The 21517-nt window shown below is 52.4% G+C and carries 19 protein-coding genes and 1 tRNA gene; 7 read left to right on the top strand and 13 right to left on the bottom strand.

Features of this window, described 5'->3' with window-relative positions:
- Positions 1-58 precede the first annotated feature (58 nt).
- The 3 genes from J9253_RS14165 to J9253_RS14155 all read left to right on the top strand — a co-directional run bounded on the left by J9253_RS14165 (position 59) and on the right by J9253_RS14155 (position 4145).
- Complete coding sequence (locus tag J9253_RS14165) at positions 59-2017, top strand: beta-propeller domain-containing protein (protein ID WP_210221569.1); 1959 nt, start codon at positions 59-61, stop codon at positions 2015-2017.
- Positions 2018-2284: 267 nt separating this feature from the next.
- Positions 2285-3118 carry a hypothetical protein gene (locus tag J9253_RS14160; protein ID WP_210221568.1) on the top strand — a complete coding sequence of 278 codons (834 nt, stop codon included), beginning with the start codon at positions 2285-2287 and terminating at the stop codon, positions 3116-3118.
- A 421-nt stretch (positions 3119-3539) separates the two neighbouring features.
- Positions 3540-4145: an NBR1-Ig-like domain-containing protein gene (locus tag J9253_RS14155; RefSeq protein WP_210221567.1), complete on the top strand. Its 606-nt coding sequence runs from the start codon at positions 3540-3542 to the stop codon at positions 4143-4145.
- A 109-nt stretch (positions 4146-4254) separates the two neighbouring features.
- Here J9253_RS14155 and J9253_RS14150 read toward each other — a convergent pair whose 3' ends face one another.
- The 13 genes from J9253_RS14150 to ruvB all read right to left on the bottom strand — a co-directional run bounded on the left by J9253_RS14150 (position 4255) and on the right by ruvB (position 15446).
- The gene (locus J9253_RS14150) at positions 4255-4956 is read right to left on the bottom strand and encodes a P-loop NTPase family protein (RefSeq protein ID WP_210221566.1); all 702 of its coding nucleotides are present in this window, start codon (positions 4954-4956) and stop codon (positions 4255-4257) included.
- A gap of 152 nt (positions 4957-5108) precedes the next feature.
- Positions 5109-5184, bottom strand: a tRNA-Lys gene (locus J9253_RS14145).
- Positions 5185-5243: 59 nt separating this feature from the next.
- Positions 5244-6509: a YeeE/YedE family protein gene (locus J9253_RS14140; RefSeq protein ID WP_210221565.1), complete on the bottom strand. Its 1266-nt coding sequence runs from the start codon at positions 6507-6509 to the stop codon at positions 5244-5246.
- Between the two features lie 63 nt (positions 6510-6572).
- The gene (locus J9253_RS14135; RefSeq protein ID WP_210221564.1) at positions 6573-8417 is read right to left on the bottom strand and encodes an AAA family ATPase; all 1845 of its coding nucleotides are present in this window, start codon (positions 8415-8417) and stop codon (positions 6573-6575) included.
- A 5-nt stretch (positions 8418-8422) separates the two neighbouring features.
- Complete coding sequence (locus J9253_RS14130) at positions 8423-8641, bottom strand: hypothetical protein (RefSeq protein ID WP_210221563.1); 219 nt, start codon at positions 8639-8641, stop codon at positions 8423-8425.
- Between the two features lie 102 nt (positions 8642-8743).
- Positions 8744-9649: a tol-pal system protein YbgF gene (gene ybgF, locus J9253_RS14125; RefSeq protein ID WP_210221562.1), complete on the bottom strand. Its 906-nt coding sequence runs from the start codon at positions 9647-9649 to the stop codon at positions 8744-8746.
- A gap of 4 nt (positions 9650-9653) precedes the next feature.
- Positions 9654-10241 carry a peptidoglycan-associated lipoprotein Pal gene (gene pal / locus J9253_RS14120; RefSeq protein WP_210221561.1) on the bottom strand — a complete coding sequence of 196 codons (588 nt, stop codon included), beginning with the start codon at positions 10239-10241 and terminating at the stop codon, positions 9654-9656.
- A gap of 26 nt (positions 10242-10267) precedes the next feature.
- Positions 10268-11497, bottom strand: a complete 1230-nt coding sequence (gene tolB / locus J9253_RS14115) for a Tol-Pal system beta propeller repeat protein TolB (RefSeq protein WP_210221560.1) — start codon at positions 11495-11497, stop codon at positions 10268-10270.
- Positions 11498-11538: 41 nt separating this feature from the next.
- A complete protein-coding gene (tolA, locus tag J9253_RS14110) occupies positions 11539-12834 on the bottom strand; it encodes a cell envelope integrity protein TolA (protein WP_210221559.1) in 1296 nt (431 codons plus the stop codon).
- Positions 12835-12861: 27 nt separating this feature from the next.
- Entirely contained in the window at positions 12862-13287 is a 426-nt protein-coding gene (gene tolR, locus J9253_RS14105) for a protein TolR (RefSeq protein ID WP_210221558.1), read from the bottom strand.
- Positions 13284-13970, bottom strand: coding sequence for a protein TolQ (gene tolQ / locus J9253_RS14100; RefSeq protein ID WP_210221557.1), 687 nt, complete (start codon positions 13968-13970; stop codon positions 13284-13286). The genes tolR and tolQ overlap by 4 nt, the downstream gene beginning before the upstream one ends.
- Entirely contained in the window at positions 13967-14395 is a 429-nt protein-coding gene (ybgC, locus tag J9253_RS14095) for a tol-pal system-associated acyl-CoA thioesterase (RefSeq protein WP_210221556.1), read from the bottom strand. The genes tolQ and ybgC overlap by 4 nt, the downstream gene beginning before the upstream one ends.
- Entirely contained in the window at positions 14379-15446 is a 1068-nt protein-coding gene (ruvB, locus tag J9253_RS14090) for a Holliday junction branch migration DNA helicase RuvB (RefSeq protein WP_210221555.1), read from the bottom strand. The genes ybgC and ruvB overlap by 17 nt, the downstream gene beginning before the upstream one ends.
- Positions 15447-16567: 1121 nt before the next feature.
- Between ruvB and wecA the strand changes: the two genes are divergently transcribed.
- From wecA to J9253_RS14070, 4 genes are all read left to right on the top strand, one after another.
- A complete protein-coding gene (wecA, locus tag J9253_RS14085) occupies positions 16568-17635 on the top strand; it encodes a UDP-N-acetylglucosamine--undecaprenyl-phosphate N-acetylglucosaminephosphotransferase (RefSeq protein ID WP_210221554.1) in 1068 nt (355 codons plus the stop codon).
- A gap of 30 nt (positions 17636-17665) precedes the next feature.
- Positions 17666-18790 (top strand): DegT/DnrJ/EryC1/StrS family aminotransferase, encoded by a 1125-nt coding sequence (locus J9253_RS14080; protein WP_210221553.1) that lies wholly within the window; start codon positions 17666-17668, stop codon positions 18788-18790.
- Between the two features lie 67 nt (positions 18791-18857).
- Positions 18858-20345 (top strand): oligosaccharide flippase family protein, encoded by a 1488-nt coding sequence (locus tag J9253_RS14075; RefSeq protein ID WP_210221552.1) that lies wholly within the window; start codon positions 18858-18860, stop codon positions 20343-20345.
- 17 nt (positions 20346-20362) lie between these two features.
- Positions 20363-21514, top strand: a complete 1152-nt coding sequence (locus J9253_RS14070; protein ID WP_210221551.1) for a glycosyltransferase family 4 protein — start codon at positions 20363-20365, stop codon at positions 21512-21514.
- Positions 21515-21517 lie beyond the last annotated feature (3 nt).

The raw sequence follows: 21517 nt of genomic DNA, 5'->3' as shown, positions 1-21517 counted from the left end.
GAACGGTCGGCCTATAATATGGTCATAGACAAGGTAAAAAGCAAACGAGGGAGTCATCATGAAAATAACAGCACTCACTACATTTTTGCCCATGCTACTGATGCCATGGCTGGTTTCTTGCGCTTCGCTGGAAGCACCTCCTGTGGATGTGGGAGAGGGTGGCCTGAAAAAAACCAACGCTACTGAGCTGCGCGAATACTTGCTGAAAGCCGCCAACCATCAGCCGATTTATCCGGTAGCAGCCGCTGCTGCCCCGACGGCAGCGCCAGCCCCTGTCAGAGCGCCCACCTTTTCCAGCACCAACCTGCAAGAGCGCGGCGTGGATGAAGCTGACCTGATCAAAACCGACGGCAACTATGTCTACGCCATCGGCGCACCCAACAACCAGAACTATCAGGACAACACCTTGCGCATCATGCAAGTCAAGGAAAGCGGCAAGCGTTTGCAGGAAGTCAAACGCCTTACCCTGCCCCAAGACAGCAGCCTGCAAAACCTTTACCTCGCAGGCAAGCGGCTGGTGACGCTGGGCAGCAATTACCAAACCATGCCAGTGCCCATGCCTGCACCGGGTGTTGCCGGAGGCGTGCCGATGATGATGCCGCCGATGCCACGTTCACTGCCCACCGAATTGCGTTACATCGACGTGCGCCAGCCGGAGCAAGCCGCTTCCACCCTGCAAGTGCGGTTGGACGGTAATATCAATGCCAGCCGCCGCGTGGGGGATACCCTGTATCTAGTGCTGCAAAGTTACCCGCAAATAAATCTGGGCAGTGGCACAGACAAACTCAGCGCACAGGACTTCTTGCCCACCTACCGCACGGCGGATGGAAAAACCGCGCCGCTGGTCATGGCTGACAATTGCTACATCAATCGCCCGGTCAAAACCGACGAGACCGATGGCAACTATGTCAGCAACAACATTATCAGCATCGTCGCGGTTGACCTGAAGGCTGCCCAGTTCAGCTTCAAAAGCCGCTGTTACGTGGGCAACCCGGAAACGCTGTATGCATCGCCCTCGGCCTTGTACCTCGCCACCACCGAATACCATTACAATCCGGCGCAAGGTTCACGCAGCAGTACCGGCATCCACAAATTTGCATTCACGGGGACAGATATTGCTTACCGGGGCAGCAGCCATGTGCCGGGGCATCTGAGCGGGCAGGAATCCTCCTTCCGTTTCAGCGAACAAGATGGTTACTTGCGCGTCATCACCGAAAACGACCAGTTCAGTGACCCGTCGATGGCGATTACCGCGCCTTACGGTAAGTCACCCGGCATCCTCAGTATCCTCAAGGAAGGCGGCAAGGATGGCTTGCAACTGGTCTCGCAATTGCCCAACCGCAAACGCCCACAACACTTGGGCAAGCCGGAAGAGCGGCTTTACGCCTCGCGCTTCGTCGGTGATCAGGCGTATCTGGTGACGTTCCAAAGCACTGACCCGCTGTACGTGCTGGATCTGAGCAACCCGCGTGACCCGTACATCGCGGGCGAATTGAAACTGCCGGGCTTTTCTGACTACCTGCACCCGGTTGGCAAACATTTGTTGCTCGGCATTGGCAAAGACGCGATCCCCGACCCCAACGGCGATTTCCGGGGCGCATGGTATCAAGGCATGAAACTCTCCCTGATCGACACCAGCCAAGCGGGGCAACTGAAGGAAGTGGACAAGCTGATCCTCGGCAAACGCGGCACCGATTCAGCCGCATTGCACGACCACCATGCTGTCACCGCCCTGCCTGTGGGCAACACCTTGCGTGTGGCTTTGCCAATCAAGCTGAATGACACGCCACAACCGGGAATGCAGGGAAGGCCGTCGGATTATTACGCCCACACCCAAACCGGGCTGTACCGTTTCGAGGTCGATACAACGGCGAAGAAAATCCGCCAGCTAGCGCCGCTGATTACCGAGCGCGGGCGCGAAGAATACTGGTCATACCCGCAAAATGACCGCAGTGTGCTGATCGGCAATTATGTGCATTATTTCCACAACGGGAATTTCTGGTCACAGGGGTGGTAAAGCAGGCTAGGTATTGCCGCATGAAACGGATTAGCCCCTATATTTCCCTTGGTGAAAACCACTCATTGTAGCTGCAATAGCGACTATCTAGTGTCTGACCGGAAACCCTAAAACCCTTTTCCCATCAAGATGCTACGCCCGTTTTCCTTGCCCTAAGATTTCCCGGAAGCAGGCCAGAAAGCTGCAAAAGCGCCCAAAATAGGGCAAAATAGGGCAAAATAGGGCAAAATAGGGCATCCATCCGCCAAACTTCGCAGGAGACACACGATGCGTGAAGTGATCGCCCGCCAACTTCGCCTGGGTCACGCTGACATCGGCAGGCTGACCTTCAACCCACGTTCGCGGGACGCCCACCACACCTACCTGGGCCTGTGCGCCGCGCTGTTGTCGAAAGTGGAGGAAACGGTGGCTGACCTGCCCCTCAGCCTGCTGGACAGCCGGTCGGGCAACGACCTCCAGCGCTGGCTGGGGTACGGGTGGCATCAGGTTGACCTGGTGCGGCGGCGGGTGCTGGACGGGGAAACCATCCCCCACGGCGACAAGATCTTCTCCCTCTTCGAGGATTACAGCGAATGGCTCAGCAAGGGCAAAGCCGGTGTGCCGGTGGAGCTGGGCCTGAACGTGTGCGTGATGGAATCGGCTGACGGCTTCATCCTCCACCACCAAGTGATGCAACACTGCCCCGACAGTGAGATTGCCGTGACCATGGTTAAGCAAGCCAAAGCGCTGTTCCCCTCCCTGAGCGCGTGCAGCTTTGACAAGGGGTTCCACTCACCGGCCAACCAGCGCGAACTGGCCGAACTGCTCGACCGGGTGGTGTTGCCGAAAAAGGGCCGCTGGAGCCAGGCGGACACTGCCCGTGAAACCGACCCGGCGTTTGTCCAGGCCAGACGCCAGCACTCAGCGGTGGAATCCGGCATCAACGCACTGGAAGTCCATGGGCTGGACTATTGCCCCGACCGGGGGCTGGAACGCTTCAAGCGCTATGTGGCACTGGCGGTGGTGGGCAGGAACCTGCAAAAGGTCGGGGCCATTTTACAGGCCAGGGCGTTGGAGGCCTTGCAGAAGGATGAACGCCGACGACAGCGCCAAGCCGCCTGAACCACCCCACAACGCCGACCGATGAGGGAAAATGCCGGGAAGGCAGGGCAGCCCCTGCACCGAAGGCAAGCCTGCGCTGCCAGCCATGCCTTGAAACCCAGCGTTTTACCCTCGTGCTTGCCAGAAGGTGGCGGGGAAAACGGCTGCATGGACTAAAATTGGGCACTCGTGGCGGCAGGAAGGCTTTTTCGGTCAGACACTAGCTAGCTATAGGTAGATTTGGTAGGTTTGATATAACGGTTAGCCATGAATACTAATGGATACCTATCCACTCAGCAATTCCCTGTTTCCAGACTACCTGCCTTGCTCTTAACAGTATATGCATGACATATAGTGCATAGTTTAAATATTGTAAACTCTATCGTCTGATGAACCTTTCTGCTAAATTGATGCTAGTCAGTTGAATTGAGGAAAAATAACTATGTCTGCATTAGATTTGGCAGAATACTTGCGTTTGCGCCTCCGCGCATTGCGCATGACGACGACCGAAGCCGCTAAGCGTTCTGGTATTTCACGCCAGACGTGGCACAAAATGTTGCGTGCTGAAATTGGTGAAGCCCGCCTGTCTACCGTGATTCAGATCGCGGACACGCTGGAAACCCATCCGCTCAGTATGTTACGTATTTTTTTCAATGGGCGGGAAGTGTCGCAAGCGGCACATCGCGACGGGGATACCCGGTTCGTCTCAGGTTTTGTGGGTGATGTAACCTTCCCGGATAACAGTCCGGTGGTGGTGGGTAAAACCTTCGAGAAAACCTGGGAGATAGCGAATCTGGGTACAGAAGCATGGGTAGGTTGGCATTTGCAGTGCCAAAGTGAGCCGCCTTCCACCTTGCAGCCAGTGAGTGACGGCATTCCTATTCCTGCTACTCAGCCGGGGGAGCAGGTGCGCTTGAGTGTGCAGTTGCGGGCGCCAAATGTGCAGGGCGTCGCGATTTCGCACTGGAAATGCGTCAATGCAGCCGGTGAGATCATGTTCCCTCGCCAAGCTGGACTGTACTGCATGGTGAACGTGGTTAAAGCGTGAAAGCGCTGCCCCCAAGTGAGGGATTGGGGAGGCATCATTTGGTCTGATCAGTATTCTATTCATGTGCCTCCTTCAATGTAGTGTTGAGGGAGGCACAACAAGCAAACGTCTAGGGCTTTTCGTCGTGTTTGAGGAAGTGATCCAGTTGTGCGTAGGTATTGTCTAACCATACGCGCATACGTTGCCGCTCAGGTGTGTTCATGAGGTCACGGTTGTTGGCGGCTGCCCAGAAGCTCAAGTCATTGAAGTCGACCTTCTGCACCAATTTAGGGTGTAACTTGCCCAATGTCATGCAGTAAGCATTACGCCGTTGCGCTTTTTGGAAAACAGGCGATTGCTCGAACATCTCGAAGTGTTCCCCGCGCCCCATGTTTTGTACCACAATGAAATGCAGGTCTTGTTGTGGGTAGCTTTCCAGCGTTTTATCCAACAGGCTCATCGCATCTGCACCATCATCCATCACATGCCAGATGAAAATCTGATGCCCCATTTCGGTGAACATGCCAAACACATCACTTTCGTTGATCCACTGTCCTAAACGTGCGGCCGTTTGCGCGGCAAGGTCGATAATCAGGTCGTGATCGGGATACGTTTCCGCTGTGGTGATAATGTTATCCAGACTATCGTAGTCACCGACCTGTAGCGGCGCGGAGAAGTCCTTGTAAAAGCGCGAAAACGTTCCGTGTGACTCATCGGCATCGAAGCCCATGAAGGGCGTGGCATTGTCGATGAAATACTGTGCCAGTAGTCTGGCGGTCAGTGATTTGCCGACGCCGCCTTTTTCGCCGCCGATGAAATGTACTCTACCCATTATTGTCTCCATGATCGCTGGTGGTTGAATGATTTAGTATGCAAGACTTGAGCCACAATGTGTATGTTGAATGGTATCGAAAGTGCTGAGAAAGTGAATAGCTCAAAAACAAAAAAGGCCGCACTCTGATGAATGCGGCCTTTCACTTTGTATGGTGGGACATGAGCGACTCGAACGCTCGACCATCCAATTAAAAGTCGGGTGCTCTACCAACTGAGCTAATGTCCCTTGAGAGAGCGCCATTATACGGAAAGACTTGCGCTGTTCAAGTCTTTTTTCAGCTTAGGTTAAACTTTTTCAAGTTTGCGCAAAGATTCCGGCAACAGCTTCAAATCTACCAAGCCAGTGATTAACGATTTCCCAAAACTAGCCTCTTCCTCGTACATCATTTGGTAGAACTGCACCTTCATGGTCAGGGCGCTACCCAGTACGATGCCTGCAAACGCGATGAAGGAGCCGATGGCAAGCGTGGATACGCCCGTGATGGCTTGCCCAACGGTGCAGCCCATGGCCAATACCCCGCCTATACCCATCAGGGTTGCACCCAATACGTGATTGATCACATCCCCTTTGGAGGAGAACCATTCAATGCGGAAGCTGCGGCTCAGCAGTGCCCATGCCAGTGAACCTGCCATAACGCCAAAGAAGGCCATGATGCCAAACGTTAGCAAACTGCTGTTGAAACCGCCGCCTGCATACCCAACCGCTTGTGCCATTGGGTTGATGAAGGTGAAAGATTGCGCCCCCAAAGCGGCCCCGATGGCGGGTTTGCCTGAGTCGGACTCTGCCAGCATGTCCCATTCGCCGTAGTATTGGGTTAACGGATAGGGCTGCTCATCGGCTATCACGGTAATATTACTGGTGACGTACCAAGCAGCCAGCACGCACAGGCCAACGACAATGCCGCCAATGGCAAAGTCCGGGCTGCTGCGGAAGTCTTTGGATTTGAAGGCCAGCCATACCAGCCACAAGCCGAGGATCAGGCCAATCACCAGCCGTGCCAGCAGTGCATGGCTTTCGCCTGCCAGTACGCTGCCCAGATCCTGCGAACTGCCCATATTCACCGCCAGTGGGTTGAGCCACGGGTAGAACAGGACGGAGTACAAGGTTTTATCCGAGCCGGGGAAAGGGTTGAGCATGAAATAGGCCACCACACCGATAATCAGGAACACGAAAATGGATTTCAGGTTGCCCGCGCCAATCCGCACCAGGCACTTGTTACCGCAGCCGCCCGCGATGGTCATGCCAATACCGAACAGGATGCCACCCAGCAGGTTTTCTGCCCATATCAGTTGTCCGTTACGGTAAGGGGGATAGGAGCTGTTCAGGTTGACCAACCCCAGCATTTCCAGAATCACCACGCCCAACAGGGCGACGCCTATCGCCAAACCCCAGGCGCGGAACCGCCCGGTGTGACCCATATTGATCCAGTCGGACACGGCTCCCATGGTGCAGAAATGTGTTTTGTTGACGACTGCCCCCATAATGAAGGCAATCACAAAACCCGCGATCAGCAGAAACGACTGCGCGGATACAAAATTATCAAACGTCATAACCTCTCCTCTAAAGTAGTGCAGAGGGGATTATAGTTTGAGAAATTGCAAGGAACCAAGTCCCTATACTTTCAGGGTGTTGCTTCTTTGCTGGCAGTTAATCACTTGTACCAATTTGATACCTTCCGGCTTGGTTTGTGCCGTCAGCCAGATTTGGCTGATCACCCCTTTGCTGGTTTCTGCCAGACTGTGCAGAGTGTTGTTGGTGCGCTCCGGGTCAAAAAAGGCGAAAGGCTCATCCAGAAACAGCATTTGCTTATCGGTTTTGGTGGCATCTGCCAAGGCATTCGCCAGCGCAATGCGCATCGCCAAGGCCACTTGCCGTTGAGTGCCGGTGGAGATTTCGTTGAAATCGAGGAAATCGCCTTTTTCTTCCGACAGCAGTTTTAGGTTGAAATCGGGGGAGATTTCCAGCGATTTGTAATGCTCTTGGGTGAAACGTTGCAGCAATTCCGGGCAGCGGGTTTTGACCAACTGGTTGAAACGCCCGATGGAATGGCTGGCATCCCGTTTTAACAGATCGACGGCGGTGGTCGTGACGACTTGCTGACGGCGTTCCTGCTCTAGTGCGTTTTCTTGTTGCGCAACCAATACTTGCAAGTGGGCTTGGTGATCCAGTTGCTGTTGGATGGCGTGGATGTCAGCCTTGAGCACTTCAAGGTACTCCGTCATTTCCTCGTTGCGGTTGCTCAGACCGACGTTCAGGGTGTCGGTGGCGCTGTGTACGTACAGGGCTTTGGCTTTGTATTGGCTGGCTGCTTTAGTCCATTCAGGAACGGCTATCATGTCGGGGTGCGTGGTGCTGGCTTCCGGCAGGTCAAGGTGCTTTTCCAGCAAATAATCCGTGCTGTCCGTGGCTAATTGGCGGCTGACCGGCTGGGTGCAGGCTTGATAGCTTTCTTCTAGGGCGCGGGTGAGGTTTTTGGCCTGAGTTTGCAAGGGGCGCAGGCGGCGCACTTCCACATACCAGCCGTACATCAGCAACACCGCGCCGATCAGCGCAGCGATGGAGGCAAGGCGGATAGTCGTTTTGCTCAGCCCGTCGAGGGTGGCGACGGATATGTCACTCAGTAATTGGTTACCCCAATCCGGCATCAACATCAGGAACAAGCCAACCAGCAGAGCCAGCAAAAAAACGCTCAGGGTGATGAGTGTCCAGCGCCCGATTTTACGGCTGTGGGCGTCGACCCCGTGGAATTTTTCCAGATTATTCGGGTAAGCCACCGATGCCTTGCCGAGCCGTTGCCCCAGCAAGGCTAGGTGTTGCTGGCGGTCTTCCACATCGCTCACAATACGGTTCAGGCGCGGAAGCTGTTCTTCATCAATGTGCAAGGTGTCGATGGATTGGGCGGTATGTCGGCGTCTGGCTTCCAGCTCTTTCAGGGTGTCAAGGCGTTCTTGTTGCTCGCGTTCCAATTGCCCACTGATCGTGGCATGTTCCTTCAACCCCGCCATGGCACGCAGGTTGTCGCTGTCGCTATCCTTGCTGTGTCCCCAGTAAAAGGCTTTGGAAAACGCCGTGTAATAGTAGCCAAACAAGGCTTCGAGCTGGCGCTCCACGGTTTCTGGGGTATCGGCAAGGGTGATTTCCTCTTCGGTGGAAAATAGCGTGGTAGCCACATTGCCGTCGCTGTCGACCGAGCGTACCAGTCGGTATTCGTGCCCCCGGTGTTGCAGGCGCAGCGCTACGCTGGCCTGACTTACACCCCAGTGGATCAGTTTGGCGGCTTCTTCAGGCTTTACTTGATCGGTGCGCCCGAACAGGCCGAACTGGATGGCGTCACCGATGCTGCTTTTGCCCGATTCATTGCCACCTACCAGAGCGATCAAGCCACGCTCAGGCAAGTTATCGAGTTGCAGGTGGGCGTACTTGCGGAAATTATCAGCGATAATGGAGGTAATAATCATGTTGCTTACTCCATGTGTCGGGTGGCTTCAAGACGGCTGATGACCAGTTTGACTGCATCCATATAAACTTTCGGGTCGAAACCGTCTGCCTTGTGATGGGTGGGGAGGTCTTGCTGGCAAAATTCCATGAAGCGGCGGGCTGCTGCTGTTTTCAGCGGTGCCGGTGCGATTTCCTGCATCAAATCAAGGTTTTGGGCTGGCTTGGGGCTTCTTTTGCCGAACATGCGCATCTCCGTTGTTATTTAATCGTCATCCATACCAAATAACTATATGCAAAGAAGCACAATTTTGCTGGAGAAGCTGTAATCCTTGGTAAAAAAGAGGAGCTAGTGCCCCTCAGTGTTCATTCTGTCGAGTCGTTCCCTCGCCAACCTGCTGGTTTCGGCATTATTCGGGAAGAAGCTGATCACATCCTCCAGGGTTTTGCGGGCTTTTTCCCACTCTTTCAGCTCATAGAAACTGTAGCCGAGTTTGAGCGCGGCATCCGGTGCTTTGTCGCTGCCTTTGTGCTCCTTGAGCACGACCAGAAACTCTTCAATCGCGGCCTTGAAATCCTTTTCGGCATACAGCGCTTCGCCTACCCAATATTGCGCACTGGGAGCCAGCGGGCTTCTGGGGTAGTCCTTGAGGAAGGTGCGAAACGCGGGGATGGAGGCTTTCGGGTCTTTCAACAGGGTCTGGAAAGCCTCGTCATAAACCGCCCGCTCTTCTTTTTCCAGCAGGGCTTTGGTGTCGCCTGTGCCAGTGGTAGCAGCAGAGGTGGTTTCTGTGGGCTTGTCTTCAGGTTTATCTTCCGGCTTGCTGACAGGAGTCGCCGTATTTTTGTCGTCTGATTTGCCCGTGCCGTAGCTGTAAAAACCGTCAGGGTCGGCCTTGGCTGGTTTTTCAGCGGTAGTGTCTGTGCTGCTATCCGCTTTGTGCTCAATCACCGGGTTGGCTGGCTCGGCTGATGTGTTGGCTTCAGCCGTTTTATCAGTACTGTTATCCCGCAACTTTTCTAGACGTTCGTCGACTTGCTGGAAGTTGTCGGTTTGGTTTTTACGGACTGTATCCAGTTCGTGTTGCAGCCTTTCATTATTGCCCCTGATATTGCGTAGTTCTTGCTCCAGTTCGTTGACCCGTTGCAGTAACTGGAGCGCAGCTTCATCAGGCATTGGCTCTGCCCAAGCGGGCACAGCCAGAATAGCAGCGACCAAAACGCTCAAAGCGCTACGGTTTAGCTTGTTTTGCATTGCATTATTCTCCGGCGTATTTGATTTCAACGCGTCGGTTCTTTCCCCACGCCGCTTCATTATGCCCGAAAACAGCGGGGACTTCTTCCCCATAACCGATGACTTCCATCTGGTTGCTGCTGGCACCTTTGACTTGCATGTAGTCCAGCACCGAGTAACCACGGCGTTCTGACAGAGCAACGTTGTATTCCCGTGAACCACGTTCATCGGCGTGGCCTTCCAGACGGATCCGCAAGTTGGGGTAAGCACGCAGCAAGGCAGCATGGGCATTGAGGACATTCATGTATTCCGGCTTGATGTCCGCGCGGTCAAGGTCGAAGTAAATGACCCGTTGCGCCAGAATGCTGGTGGGGTTTTGTAATTCAGCCGGGGTGTATTGCCCGCCGCCGCCATTGGCGTAACCACCGTTGTTGTAACCGATGCTGCCGCTGCCAGCGCCACCCGTTCCGTTCGTGCCATAGCCGTTACCACCCACGCCGCCGACGCCGCCGACACCGACACCGCCCACTCCACCTGCGCTAGGTGCGGGAACTTGTTGACAGCCGGTAACGCCAAGGGCAATAACCAGTACGGATAATGCTAATACTTTCATGTTCATGACACTCTTCTCGCTATTCATTAATCAAGGTAGGGGGACCAAGCCGGGTCGCGTACATCGCCCGCCTGTGAGTACAGGCTCTGGTGGGCTTTGCCATTGTCACTGGCAACGGCCAATGAGTTGCGCCCACCCGCATCGGTGGCGTACAGCACCATCATGCCATTCGGGGAAATGGCGGGTGAATCATCCTGCGTGCCGCGTGAAATGGTGTGTTCCTGTTTGCTGGCCGCATCCATAATGGTGATGCTGGAATTGCTGCCATTTTGGCGTACCATCGCCACGGTATTGCCCGCAATACTGGCTCCGGCGTTATAACCACCGCTGAAGGACATACGGCTTTCCGTGCCGCCATTCGGGGTGGTTTTGTAAAGCTGCGGCTGCCCGCTGCGATCAGAAGTAAACACCAACGTGCCGCTGTCTGCCCATTGTGGTTCGGCATTGATACCGCGTGTATTGGTGATCTGGCGTGCGCCACCGCCCGTTGCACCCGCGACGACGATATTATAATTGCCACGGTCGGCGACGCTGTAGGCAATCGAGCGCCCATCCGGCGACCAGGAGGGGGAAATGCTGGAGCGGTTCGGGTCGGAGATGGTGCGTTTGCTACCAGAGGCCAAGTCTTGCGCGTACACCACCGGACGACCCGTTTCATACGAAACGTAAGCGACTTGCCGGGCATCCGGTGACCAGCTTGGTGACATCACTGGCTTGCGGGAAGAAACGATGGTGCGCGGGTTATAGCCATCCGCATCCGACACGATCAATTGGTAGGTCTGGTTTTTTGCAGGGCCACTGGCGGAAACGTAGGCGATACGGGTATCGAATGCGCCTTTTACCCCGGTTAGCTTTTCAAATATCAAGTCGGCTGCTTTATGTGCCATGCGCCGCTGGTTGGGGTGGGACGGAATGCGGAACGAGCCGACGACCTGCCCGCTGTTGACGTTGATCAGTTGGAAGTCCAACCCGCCGGTTTGGCTGCCAATGACGGCGTATTCTGCCCCGGCTGCGCGGAGTGCATCAGGTGTTAGGCCGCCCCCGGCGCGTGTCGGATCAATCAGGGCAAAGCGCCCACTGCGTTGCAAGTCGGCTTCGATCACTTTTGCCAGCGGCCCAAACGGTGCAACCAGCAGGCGTGTGCCGTCAGTGGAGGCGTCGCTGTCAATGTGGATGTGTAATTCTTCGGCCTGTGTCATGACCGGAAACAACACGCTGGCTGATAACAGGAGGGAGGTGAGAATTTTCGTGTTCATGGCTGTTACTCAGTTACTCAATCAGTTATGTAATGACTTGTTCAGAAGGTAATGACAAGGGTATCACCGTACAGTTCACTGTATTCCGGTTTAGGAAATGGGTCGGAACCGTGAATGGCGGCTTTCAGGGAGTCGCAATACGCTGGGCTACCATCACAGTTCAGCGAGAAACGCCCAATACTGCCACCGTTGCGGACGCTGACGCGCGCGGTCGCAGACATGCCGAAGCTTTGGGAGGGTTTGTTCCAGTTGCCTTTGACTTTGCGTTTGATGGCACTCGTCCAGGCGGCACGGGCATTGCCTAGGTCGCGGCTGCTAGGGCCAGCGGCGGCGGCCGCAGCCGCTGCGGCGGCAGCACGGCGGGCGTCATCTTCAGCCGCTTTGCGTTTGGCTTCGGCAGCTTTCCAGCGTTCGCGATCAGCGGCGAGTTGTGCTTCTTCTTCGGCAGCTTTTTTGCGGGCTAGTGCTTCCGATTTGGCTTTGGCGTCGGCTTCGGCCTTGGCGTTAGCAGCAGCCCTAGCTTTGGCTTCTGCTTTTGCGGCGGCGGCGGCTTCTGCTTTGGCCTGTGCCTTTGCTGCTGCGGCAGCTTCTGCCTTGGCTTCTGCTTTTGCGGCGGCAGCGGCTTCTGCTTTAGCATCTGCCGCCGCTTTAGCTTTGGCCTGTGCTTTTGCGGCGGCAGCGGCTTCCGCTGCTCGGTCTGCTTTTTCGCGGGCTTTTTTATCGGCGAGTGCTTTGGCGGCTGCCTCTGCTTTAGCTTTGCTGGCGGCTGCTTGCTTGCGTTCGGTGGCTTTTTCAGCTTCCAGCGCTTGGCGGCGCTCTTCGGCTCTGGCTTCGGCTCGACGGCGGGCTTCGGCTTTGGCGCGTTCTTCAGCCGCTGTTTCTTTGTACTCGGCGGCTTTTTCACGGGCAGCTTGCTGTGCTTTTGCTGCTGCGGCGGCTTCCGCTGCTCGGTCTGCTTTTTCGCGGGCTTTTTTATCAGCGAGTGCTTTGGCTTCCGTATCTGCTTTGCGTTGTGCATCTGCCTTGGCTTGTGCGGCGGCAGCTTCTGCTTTGGTGGCTGCCTCTGCTTTGGCGGCTGCCTCTGCTTTGGCGGTTTCGTTGGCTACGGAGGGGGATGCATCCTCACTGGCTTTGATAGCTGTCCGTGCGGGTTTTTTGTCCGTTGGTTCCTCCGTTGGGGTGGCATCGGGGGGAACCATGACTTCGATGGCGGTGTTTTCAGCGACATCCGGGCGGTCAGTCCATTTGAAACTGAGTAAGAGCACTACCACAATGAGAATGTGCAGTACGACTGCCCAAAACAGTGCTTGTGGTTTGTTGAGTATTTCCTTGAACATGATCTTGTTTAGCCCTTCATCAGATCATTACTGTTGGTCAGGTGGCGCTGGGTCAGCCATCAGGCCGATTTTTTTAGCACCTGCTTTTTGTACGGCAACCATCGCGTTCATGAGGTAGCGGTATTCCACGGTGCTGTCGGCTCTGACATAAACGGGGCGCTCGGCTTTGGCATCCATTTGACTGGTCACATAGGCGGTTACGCCGTCGGCTGGCATTTCAGTGCCGTCGTCCAAAAATAGTTTGCCGCTGGCATCCACCGAAAGGGTAAGCGGTTCCAGTTGGTTGTTGGCGTCCAGCGGTTCGGCTTGTACATCGGGTGCGTCGACCTTTACCCCGGTTTGCATGATGGGCGCTGTGACCATGAAAATGACCAGCAACACCAGCATCACGTCTATATAAGGAACCACGTTCATTTCTGCCATGATTTTACGGCGGCGGCGTGGTGCGCTCATGCGGGTTTCCTTTGGGTGCTGGCATGGCGTTCCAGCAGTGCGGTGAATTCTTCGCGGAAGTTGTCGTAACTCACTACCAAACGGTCAATTTTGTCACTGAAACGGTTGTAGGCAATGACTGCCGGAATCGCGGCAAACAAGCCGATGGCGGTGGCAATCAGGGCTTCGGCAATGCCGGGCGCGACGACGCCGAGGGTGGCTTGTTGCATTTGTCCGAGTGAAATGAATGAGTTCATGATTCCCCACACGGTTCCAAACAGGCCAACATAGGGGCTGGTGGAGCCGACAGTTGCCAAAAACGCCAGATTTTGTTCCAGATCGTCCACCTCTTTGGAGGAGGCAACCCGCATCGAGCGTTGCACAGAGTCGGTGACGGAAAGCCGTGAGTTAGGGTCTACGTTGAGCGCCCGCTTGTATTCGTGGAAGCCGTCGTAAAAAATGCGTTCCAGCCCGTGCCGATTCACTTTCTGAGACAGGTCTTCGTACAGGGAGTTCAATGAAACTCCGCTCCAGAAGCGTTCTTCAAATTTGGTGACGCTGCTTTGGGTGCTGCTGATGGTGCTGGATTTGACGATGATCAGCGTCCAAGAGAGCAAGGATGCGATGATCAGTAAAGCCATGACGATTTTCACGACGAGGCTAGCATCCATAATCAATTTTAGGATGGAAAGATCTGTTGTCACTGAAGGAGTTCCCTTATCTGTTTTGGAATAGTTATTGCCCGAAATGTGCCCATAGAAACACAGACTACTTTGACGCTAGCCGTTGTCAATAGTTCAGGTGAATTATTCGAGCTGTCACGCCAGATACTTTGCTTGAAAACCATGCTCGCTCGCCCTAGGTCGCTAATACTAGCGGTGATGTTCAGGGTATCATTGAAGCGGGCAGGCTTGCGGTACTGAATGTCGAGGCTGCCGACGACAAACACGATGTTCAGCTCTTGTGCTAGCGTGTCTTGCTCAAAACCGAGGGTGCGTAACCATTCGGTGCGGGCTCGCTCCATAAATTTCAGGTAGTTGGCGTGGTACACCACGCCGCCCGCGTCGGTGTCTTCGTAGTACACCCGCACAGGCAGTACAAAGGCATTGCTATCATTCAAACAGGTCAAGGCTTGTGCCCTCCTGATCAGTGTTGTTACCTGCAAGGTTAAGGTGTGCCGGAATATTCAGCCCGAAGTGTTGCCAAGCGCGGCGGGTGGCCACCCTGCCGCGTGGGGTGCGCATCAGGAAACCTTGCTGAATCAGGAAGGGTTCCAGCACATCTTCAATGGTGCCGCGTTCTTCACCGATGGCAGCGGCGAGACTGTCTACCCCCACTGGGCCGCCGTCAAATTTTTCCATGACAGCTAATAGCAGGCGTCTGTCCATGTGGTCGAAGCCTTGGTGGTCGACGTTGAGCATATTGAGGGCTTTGTCAGCCATGTCGCGGTCAATCAGGCCGTTACCTTTTACTTGCACGTAATCACGCACTCGCCGCAGCAAGCGGTTGGCAATGCGTGGTGTGCCGCGTGAGCGCCGGGCGATTTCCTGTGCGCCCTCTGTGTCAATGCTTGCCCCGATAATGGTTGAGGCGCGTTGTACGATGTAGGCAAGGTCGTCGACGTTGTAAAATTCCAGACGCTGCACAATGCCGAAGCGGTCGCGCAGTGGTGAGGTCAGCAAGCCAGCACGAGTAGTTGCCCCGACGAGGGTGAAGGGAGGGAGGTCGAGCTTGATGGAGCGTGCTGCCGGGCCATCACCGATCATGATGTCGAGCTGGAAATCTTCCAGGGCGGGGTAGAGGATTTCTTCTACTACAGGGCTGAGACGGTGGATTTCGTCTATAAAGAGTACATCATGTGGTTCAAGGTTGGTCAGCAGGGCGGCGAGATCCCCAGCTTTTTCCAGTACTGGCCCTGAGGTTTGACGCAGGTTAGCGCCCATTTCATGCGCTATTATATGTGATAGCGTTGTTTTACCTAGGCCGGGTGGTCCAAAGATCAGGACGTGATCGAGTGCATCCCCCCGGTGGCGGGCAGCATGAATAAAAATTTCCATCTGCTCACGCACGACCGGTTGACCGATGTAATCTTGCAGGCGGCGTGGGCGTATGTGCTCATCCGCATAAGCTTCTTCGCGACGCAGGTGCGGTGACAGGAGGTGAGATGCTTGTTTTTCCATAAGATCAGTATTTTATATATCCATTCAGTGAGTGCATTTTAACGGCTTTAACTTAAGCCGCGCCAGCACCTGCTGGAGATTTCCTTTCAGGTTCTTGAGCGTATGGAATCCGCTTCACGAATTTGATGATTTTATACACTAATGAAGGCATTAAGAAATCTCAATAAGCATTCGCAATAGCAACGACTAGTTCTGCTTCTTGTCGGTATCGCTTGGGCATTAGGTCAGCGCTATTTTTGGGGTCATCAATCAGTTGACTGAATTTCTTGGCGGTGGTCTGTAATTGTGGTGAATATGCAACTTGGGCGATTGTTTTCTGGTAGGGGGGTATGTACGGAGTAGCTTGTCAAGGTGGTGTTGATGCCTGTGACCTGATCGTGTTTTGAACTATCTGCATGTTTTATGAGCAAAGCATACCCAAGCAATGAGTGAAGAGATCATTTCTTTAGTTACGATCAAAAAAATGCATTAAAAACAACAAAAATAAGTAAAAATCGCTGGGAAACGAACTATAGTTTGAACCTGATGCATTAAGATTGTTTATTTTTATATTTTTTGCTTATGTGCTGATAAGGTATTTAAATCAATAAATTTGGCAATGATTGGGTTCCTGACTTTTTAATAAGTAAACGTGAATACGATTTTTTGATGAAATAGTGTTCTTTCAGGGATTAGTAGCGTTGCTATATTTCTATAAAGCACTATACTATATTTATATGCCAATTAAATGGTATATTTTATGAAAGGTCAGAAGTGTTATAAATTAACTCTATATGGCGGGATCAGTTCTTGGCGCAAGCAGAGTGAATAATGATAAAATTTAATAATGGCAATTGTTGTATTGCATGAAATAATTATATCATTGATTTACTTTGTGATTCTTGTAAATCGTCAAACACAGCGCATTGGTATTTATTGATGGGTTGTATAGGGTGATTTTCAGTGTCTTTTCGCCGGTTCAGCGAGTCTTTGGGCATTGGCAAGTTGGTAGTAAGCAAGGTTTCTCGCCCGATATTACTCCGCTGAAAGTGACCCAGATGGGCGGTAGCGTGCTGGCGATCAGACTTTTCAAGTGCCATTAGGAATAGTAATGTGGTCGCTTTTGTGAACAGGAGGTTCCGGTGAGTTTTGCGGGCATTTTTTTATTAGTTTCTTTTATATCTGCGTTATCCATTCTGCTCCTGACGCCCTTAGCGGTTAGGCTTAGACTGGTTGATGTGCCTAATGAGGCACGTAAGTGTCACGAGGGAAGTATCCCCTTGATAGGCGGCGTTTCTATTTATGCAGGGTTGGTGATGGGGATTTCGTTATTCATTACCCCTAATATCAACTCACTGACTTACTTGTTGTGCAGCAGCATCATTGTGGCGCTGGGAGTGGCGGACGACATCAGAAATTTGTCGCCGAAGCTGCGTTTGGTTGTTCAGAGCATGGTCGCGGTGCTGATGATGTTTACAGTCAGTGGGATGTATATCCACAGTCTGGGCACAATGTTTGGGTTTGCTAGCATTGATCTCGGGGTGGCGGGCTACTTTGTGACGGTGCTTGCTGTCATCGCTGCCATCAATGCATTTAACATGATAGATGGAATTGATGGGCTTCTGGGTATTTCTTCGCTGGTCACCTTTTCGGGCATGGGAATCCTATTCTCCTTGAATCATGACACGACCAACATGAAGCTGACCTTAATCCTGTCTGTGGCTCTCATCCCTTATCTGATTGCTAATCTTGCCGGTGGTGTCCATGAGAAAGAGAAGAGAATCTCGAAGATTTTCATGGGTGACACAGGTTCCATGCTGATTGGCTTTACTGTGGTCTGGCTGTTGATTCAGGGTACGCAACAACCGTCAGAGGGTAGTGGTGGCAATAGCTTTTCTGCGGCAACGGCGCTGTGGTTGATTGCTTTTCCATTGATGGACATGGTGCGGGTTATCGTTGACAGGGTGCTACGTGGTCAGTCACCACTGAATGCTGACCGTACACATCTTCACCATATTTTGTTGAATTGTGGGGACAGCAAGCAACTGGCACTTTTGAAAATCAGCACTTTGTCGGCATTTTTTGCAGTCGTGGGCATTGCAATGCATGTTAGCGAGGTAAGGGAAGCAATCATCTTCCTGGCTTTCTTGATGGGCTTCGTTTTGTACACTTACAGAGTGAGTCGCTTGAAGAAAAAGTTTGTTCAGTAGTAGCTTATTCAGCATAGGGAAATAATATAAATGACTCAATTACAACAGAATAATGGTTTTTTGCCTGTTTCTAGGCCGACCATTACTAAAAAAGAAATCGAGTATGTGACGGCCGCCATTGCATCGGGATGGGTTTCCTCCCTTGGCGAGTACATCACCGCATTTGAAGAAAAGTTTGCCGAGTTTTGTGGCACAAAGTACGCGCTGACGTGTAGTAATGGCACGACATCCCTGCATTTGGCGCTGGTGACGATGGGGGTTGAGGCGGGTGATGAGATTATCATGCCTGATTTGACCTTCATTGCTACCGCTAACGCGGCTAAATATGTGGGGGCAGTGCCAGTGTTGGTGGATATTGATCCTGAAACACTGTGTATTGACCCGACTGCTATCGAGGCTGCGATCACCGCCAAAACCAAAGCAATCATTCCTGTCCATCTTTATGGGCATCCGGCGAACATGCCTGCGATTATGGCGATTGCGGAGAAGCACAATTTACTGGTCATTGAGGATGCAGCAGAGGCGCATGGTGCTGAGGTCAATGGCAAGAAAGTTGGCGCTTGGGGGCATTGCGGTTCGTTCAGTTTTTACGGGAACAAAGTCATTACCTCGGGCGAGGGCGGTATGATCACCACGGATGACGAGGCACTGTATACCCGTGCCAAGTATTTGCGTGACCATGCGATGAGTCCAACCAAGCGTTATTGGCATACCGAGGTAGGCTATAATTACCGCATGACCAATTTGCAAGCAGCCTTGGGTTTGGCTCAGCTTGAACGTATTCAGGAAATTCTCGATAAAAAGCAAGAAGCCTTCGCTTGGTATCAAGCAGCTTTGGAGGGCGTGCCAGGTATCTCCCTGAACCGTACCGCACCTTGGGCGAAAAATGTGTACTGGATGGTCACGATGGAAATCGCGGGCATTAATGAGACACAGCGTGATGAATTCATGAAAAGATTGCGTGAACTCGACATTGATAGTCGGCCTTATTTTTATCCATTGTCTGAGATGGCTGATTACCCGGGAACCCATACACCCGTGACTTATCAGGTCTATCCGACGGGCATTAATCTGCCATCTTATTTCGACATGGAGAGGCGTGATGTCGAACGGGTATGCGCGGCTGTCAGGAAATGCATGGAAATGTTTCAATAAGCAGTTAGAATGCTGGCATCAGGCTTGTTGCCGAGCCTGATTCGCCAAACCCCAGAGCTATTCAATAATGAAAAACATACATAGAAACATTGCGTTCAGCGGCCTTGGCTATATTTTACCGCTGTTGGCATCATTGGCGACTATCCCGCTGATGATCAAGTACATGGGCGAGGATGTCTATGGCTTGTACATCATCTGCATTTCACTCATTGGTTTTATGACATTTGTTGACCTCGGTGTAGGGCAGGCGATCGTTAAGTATGTTTCTCAATATGAGGTGACGGGGGAGAATACCAAAATCAAGCCGATTTTGGATATTGCCTTGATGATGTATGTCGTCTTGGGTATTTCCATTGCTGCGTTGGTAGCGTTGTTTTCATTGCCACTGGGCAAGTTGATCTATAACGCTGATACTGTAAAAGCGGTGATGGCGGGCAAGGCTTTGTCCATCACGGCTTTGGCATTTCTGCTGAGTTATATCAATCAGTTTTTTCTGAATGTATTCAAGGCGTATCACCGTTTCGATATTCCTGCGGTGATTCAAAATTCAGCGAATATTGCCGGAATTGTATCGGCTACCGTGCTGGTGTTGCTGGGCTATGATTTGCTCGTCATTCTGTGGGGGTACGTCATTATTCAGGTGGTGGCGCTGACAGCAGGGTATATTCTGGGCAAGCGAGTGTTGCCGGTAGGCGTGGTGTTGGGCTTGTCATTTGATCGGCATATTTTTGCTGAAATGCTGAGCTTTAGCATTTACACGTTTGTCAGTAATTTTCTGGGTGGGATTGTCTCCCGGTTGGACAAATTCATTATTGGTGCAATTCTGGGTACAGAGGCCGTGACCTATTACCAGATTCCCCATACGATTGCGCAAATGGCTAATGGTATTATCCAGGTGCTGAGCCAGATTACCTTCCCACGCTTCAGTGAGTTGTCCAGCTTGAACGATACGGTCGGGCGTTTGGCTTTGTATAAACGCTCGATGTTGCTGGTTTTTCTTGCTAGCATGGGCATTGCTGTCGCGTTGATTTCGGCGGGTGGAGCATTCCTTGAATTGTGGATTTCCGCAGAGTTTGCGCTCAAAAGTACGTTGACCTTGCAGATCATCGCGTTGTATTTCTTCTTCCAGTCCAACACGGTGGTGGCTTATTGGGCACTGCAAGGTTCTGGTAATGCCAAGGTGACGGCATTGAGTTCTTTCTTGGGCACGGTTGCTTATTTGGTGGGCATTTATTTCCTGACGCAATACTATGGTTACAATGGTGCGGCAATGTCACTATTCTTGTTGTTGACGCCCATGCCCTATTTCTATTCGTGGGTAGAGCGTAATGTTGGACATAAGTTTAGTGAGTACTTGTTGCTAACTGGTCTGTTTGTGGTGTTCGGCTTGCTGATTGTCCTAGGGTTGTCGCAATTGCATCGTTTTATGCCGAGCAATGCGTTATTCATTCTCGTCGACGGCATTGTTTTGACTGGTGTGATTGGTGCAGCGCTGTCATACCTGTTCAGGGAAGAGCTGCGCCTTAGATTTAGATCATCTGTTAACTATAAATAAAGATCTGGTTGCTTAGTATGAAGAAAAAAATAGGTATACTGACATTCTACCCTATGCATGGCGGCGGAATTTTTCAATATATCCAGTCAATGGTTGATGCGTTGGCTGCTGATAAAAGCAGTACGTACATCATTTTCGCTGACGAAAATGACCGCCGTTTTGATGGTTATGGTTTGGAGGTCAGAAAGCTGACCCCCTCAAACCGTTCTGGCCTCAATCAAGTGATCATCTTTTCCCAGCTTTTCCTGGGGATGCGTCAGCCCTTCTTCCTCAGGGATGATGAGCGGCGGGCGTATGCTGACATTGATCTGTTTATGTCGCCTGCCACATCGGTTTATCCACATTTATTTCTCAAGAAGCCGTTCATTTTTACCTTGCATGACATGCAGGAAAAATATTATCCCCATGCCTTTACGCGGACAGAGCGTTTCAAGCGGGCGTTGCGTAATCAGGCACTCACCAAGGCCGCGAAGGCAGTCATTTGTGAGTCTAATTACGTCAAGGAGGATATTATGAATTTTCTGGGGGGGAATGCTAACAAGATTGCTGTTATTCAGTCGCCTCCGCCAGATTTCTTGCTCAGGTATGAGGCCAAGCCGGAAAATTTTGCGGCAGTAAAACGCAAATATGGTTTGCCAGAACGCTACATTTTTTATCCGGCACAGTGCTGGTTTCACAAGAACCATATCAAACTGGTTGAGGCGTTCAATATCATTGCCAAGGAGACGGATGAGGATGTTTCCCTGATCCTTTCTGGCTCGCAGAAGGATAATTACCCCAAGCTGGTGGCAAAAATACAGGAGCTTGGGCTTGAGGGCCGCATCAAGCACTTGGGCTATATTGATTATGAGGATATTCCTTATCTTTACAAAATGGCGCGGATGTTGGTGATGCCAACGTTATTTGAAAGCGTGAGCATACCCATTTATGAGGCGTTCGCCTTGGGCGTTCCAGTGTGTTGCTCCAATGTGGTGGCATTGCCGGAACAGGTAGGTGATGCTGCGCTGATTTTCAACCCGAATGATCCTGCGGATATGGCGGACAAGATGGTGCAACTGTTACGTGACAAGCCATTGGCGACAGAGCTTGCCGCCAGAGGCAGGCAGCGTGTCAGGAGCTTTGATCATAAAGAGTACGCCACCAAAATTCTGAGTGTCATTGATAGGTAAATG

This window comes from Thiothrix litoralis (genome assembly GCF_017901135.1).
Taxonomy (GTDB): domain Bacteria; phylum Pseudomonadota; class Gammaproteobacteria; order Thiotrichales; family Thiotrichaceae; genus Thiothrix; species Thiothrix litoralis.
This window is presented reverse-complemented; position numbering and strand designations above follow the sequence as displayed.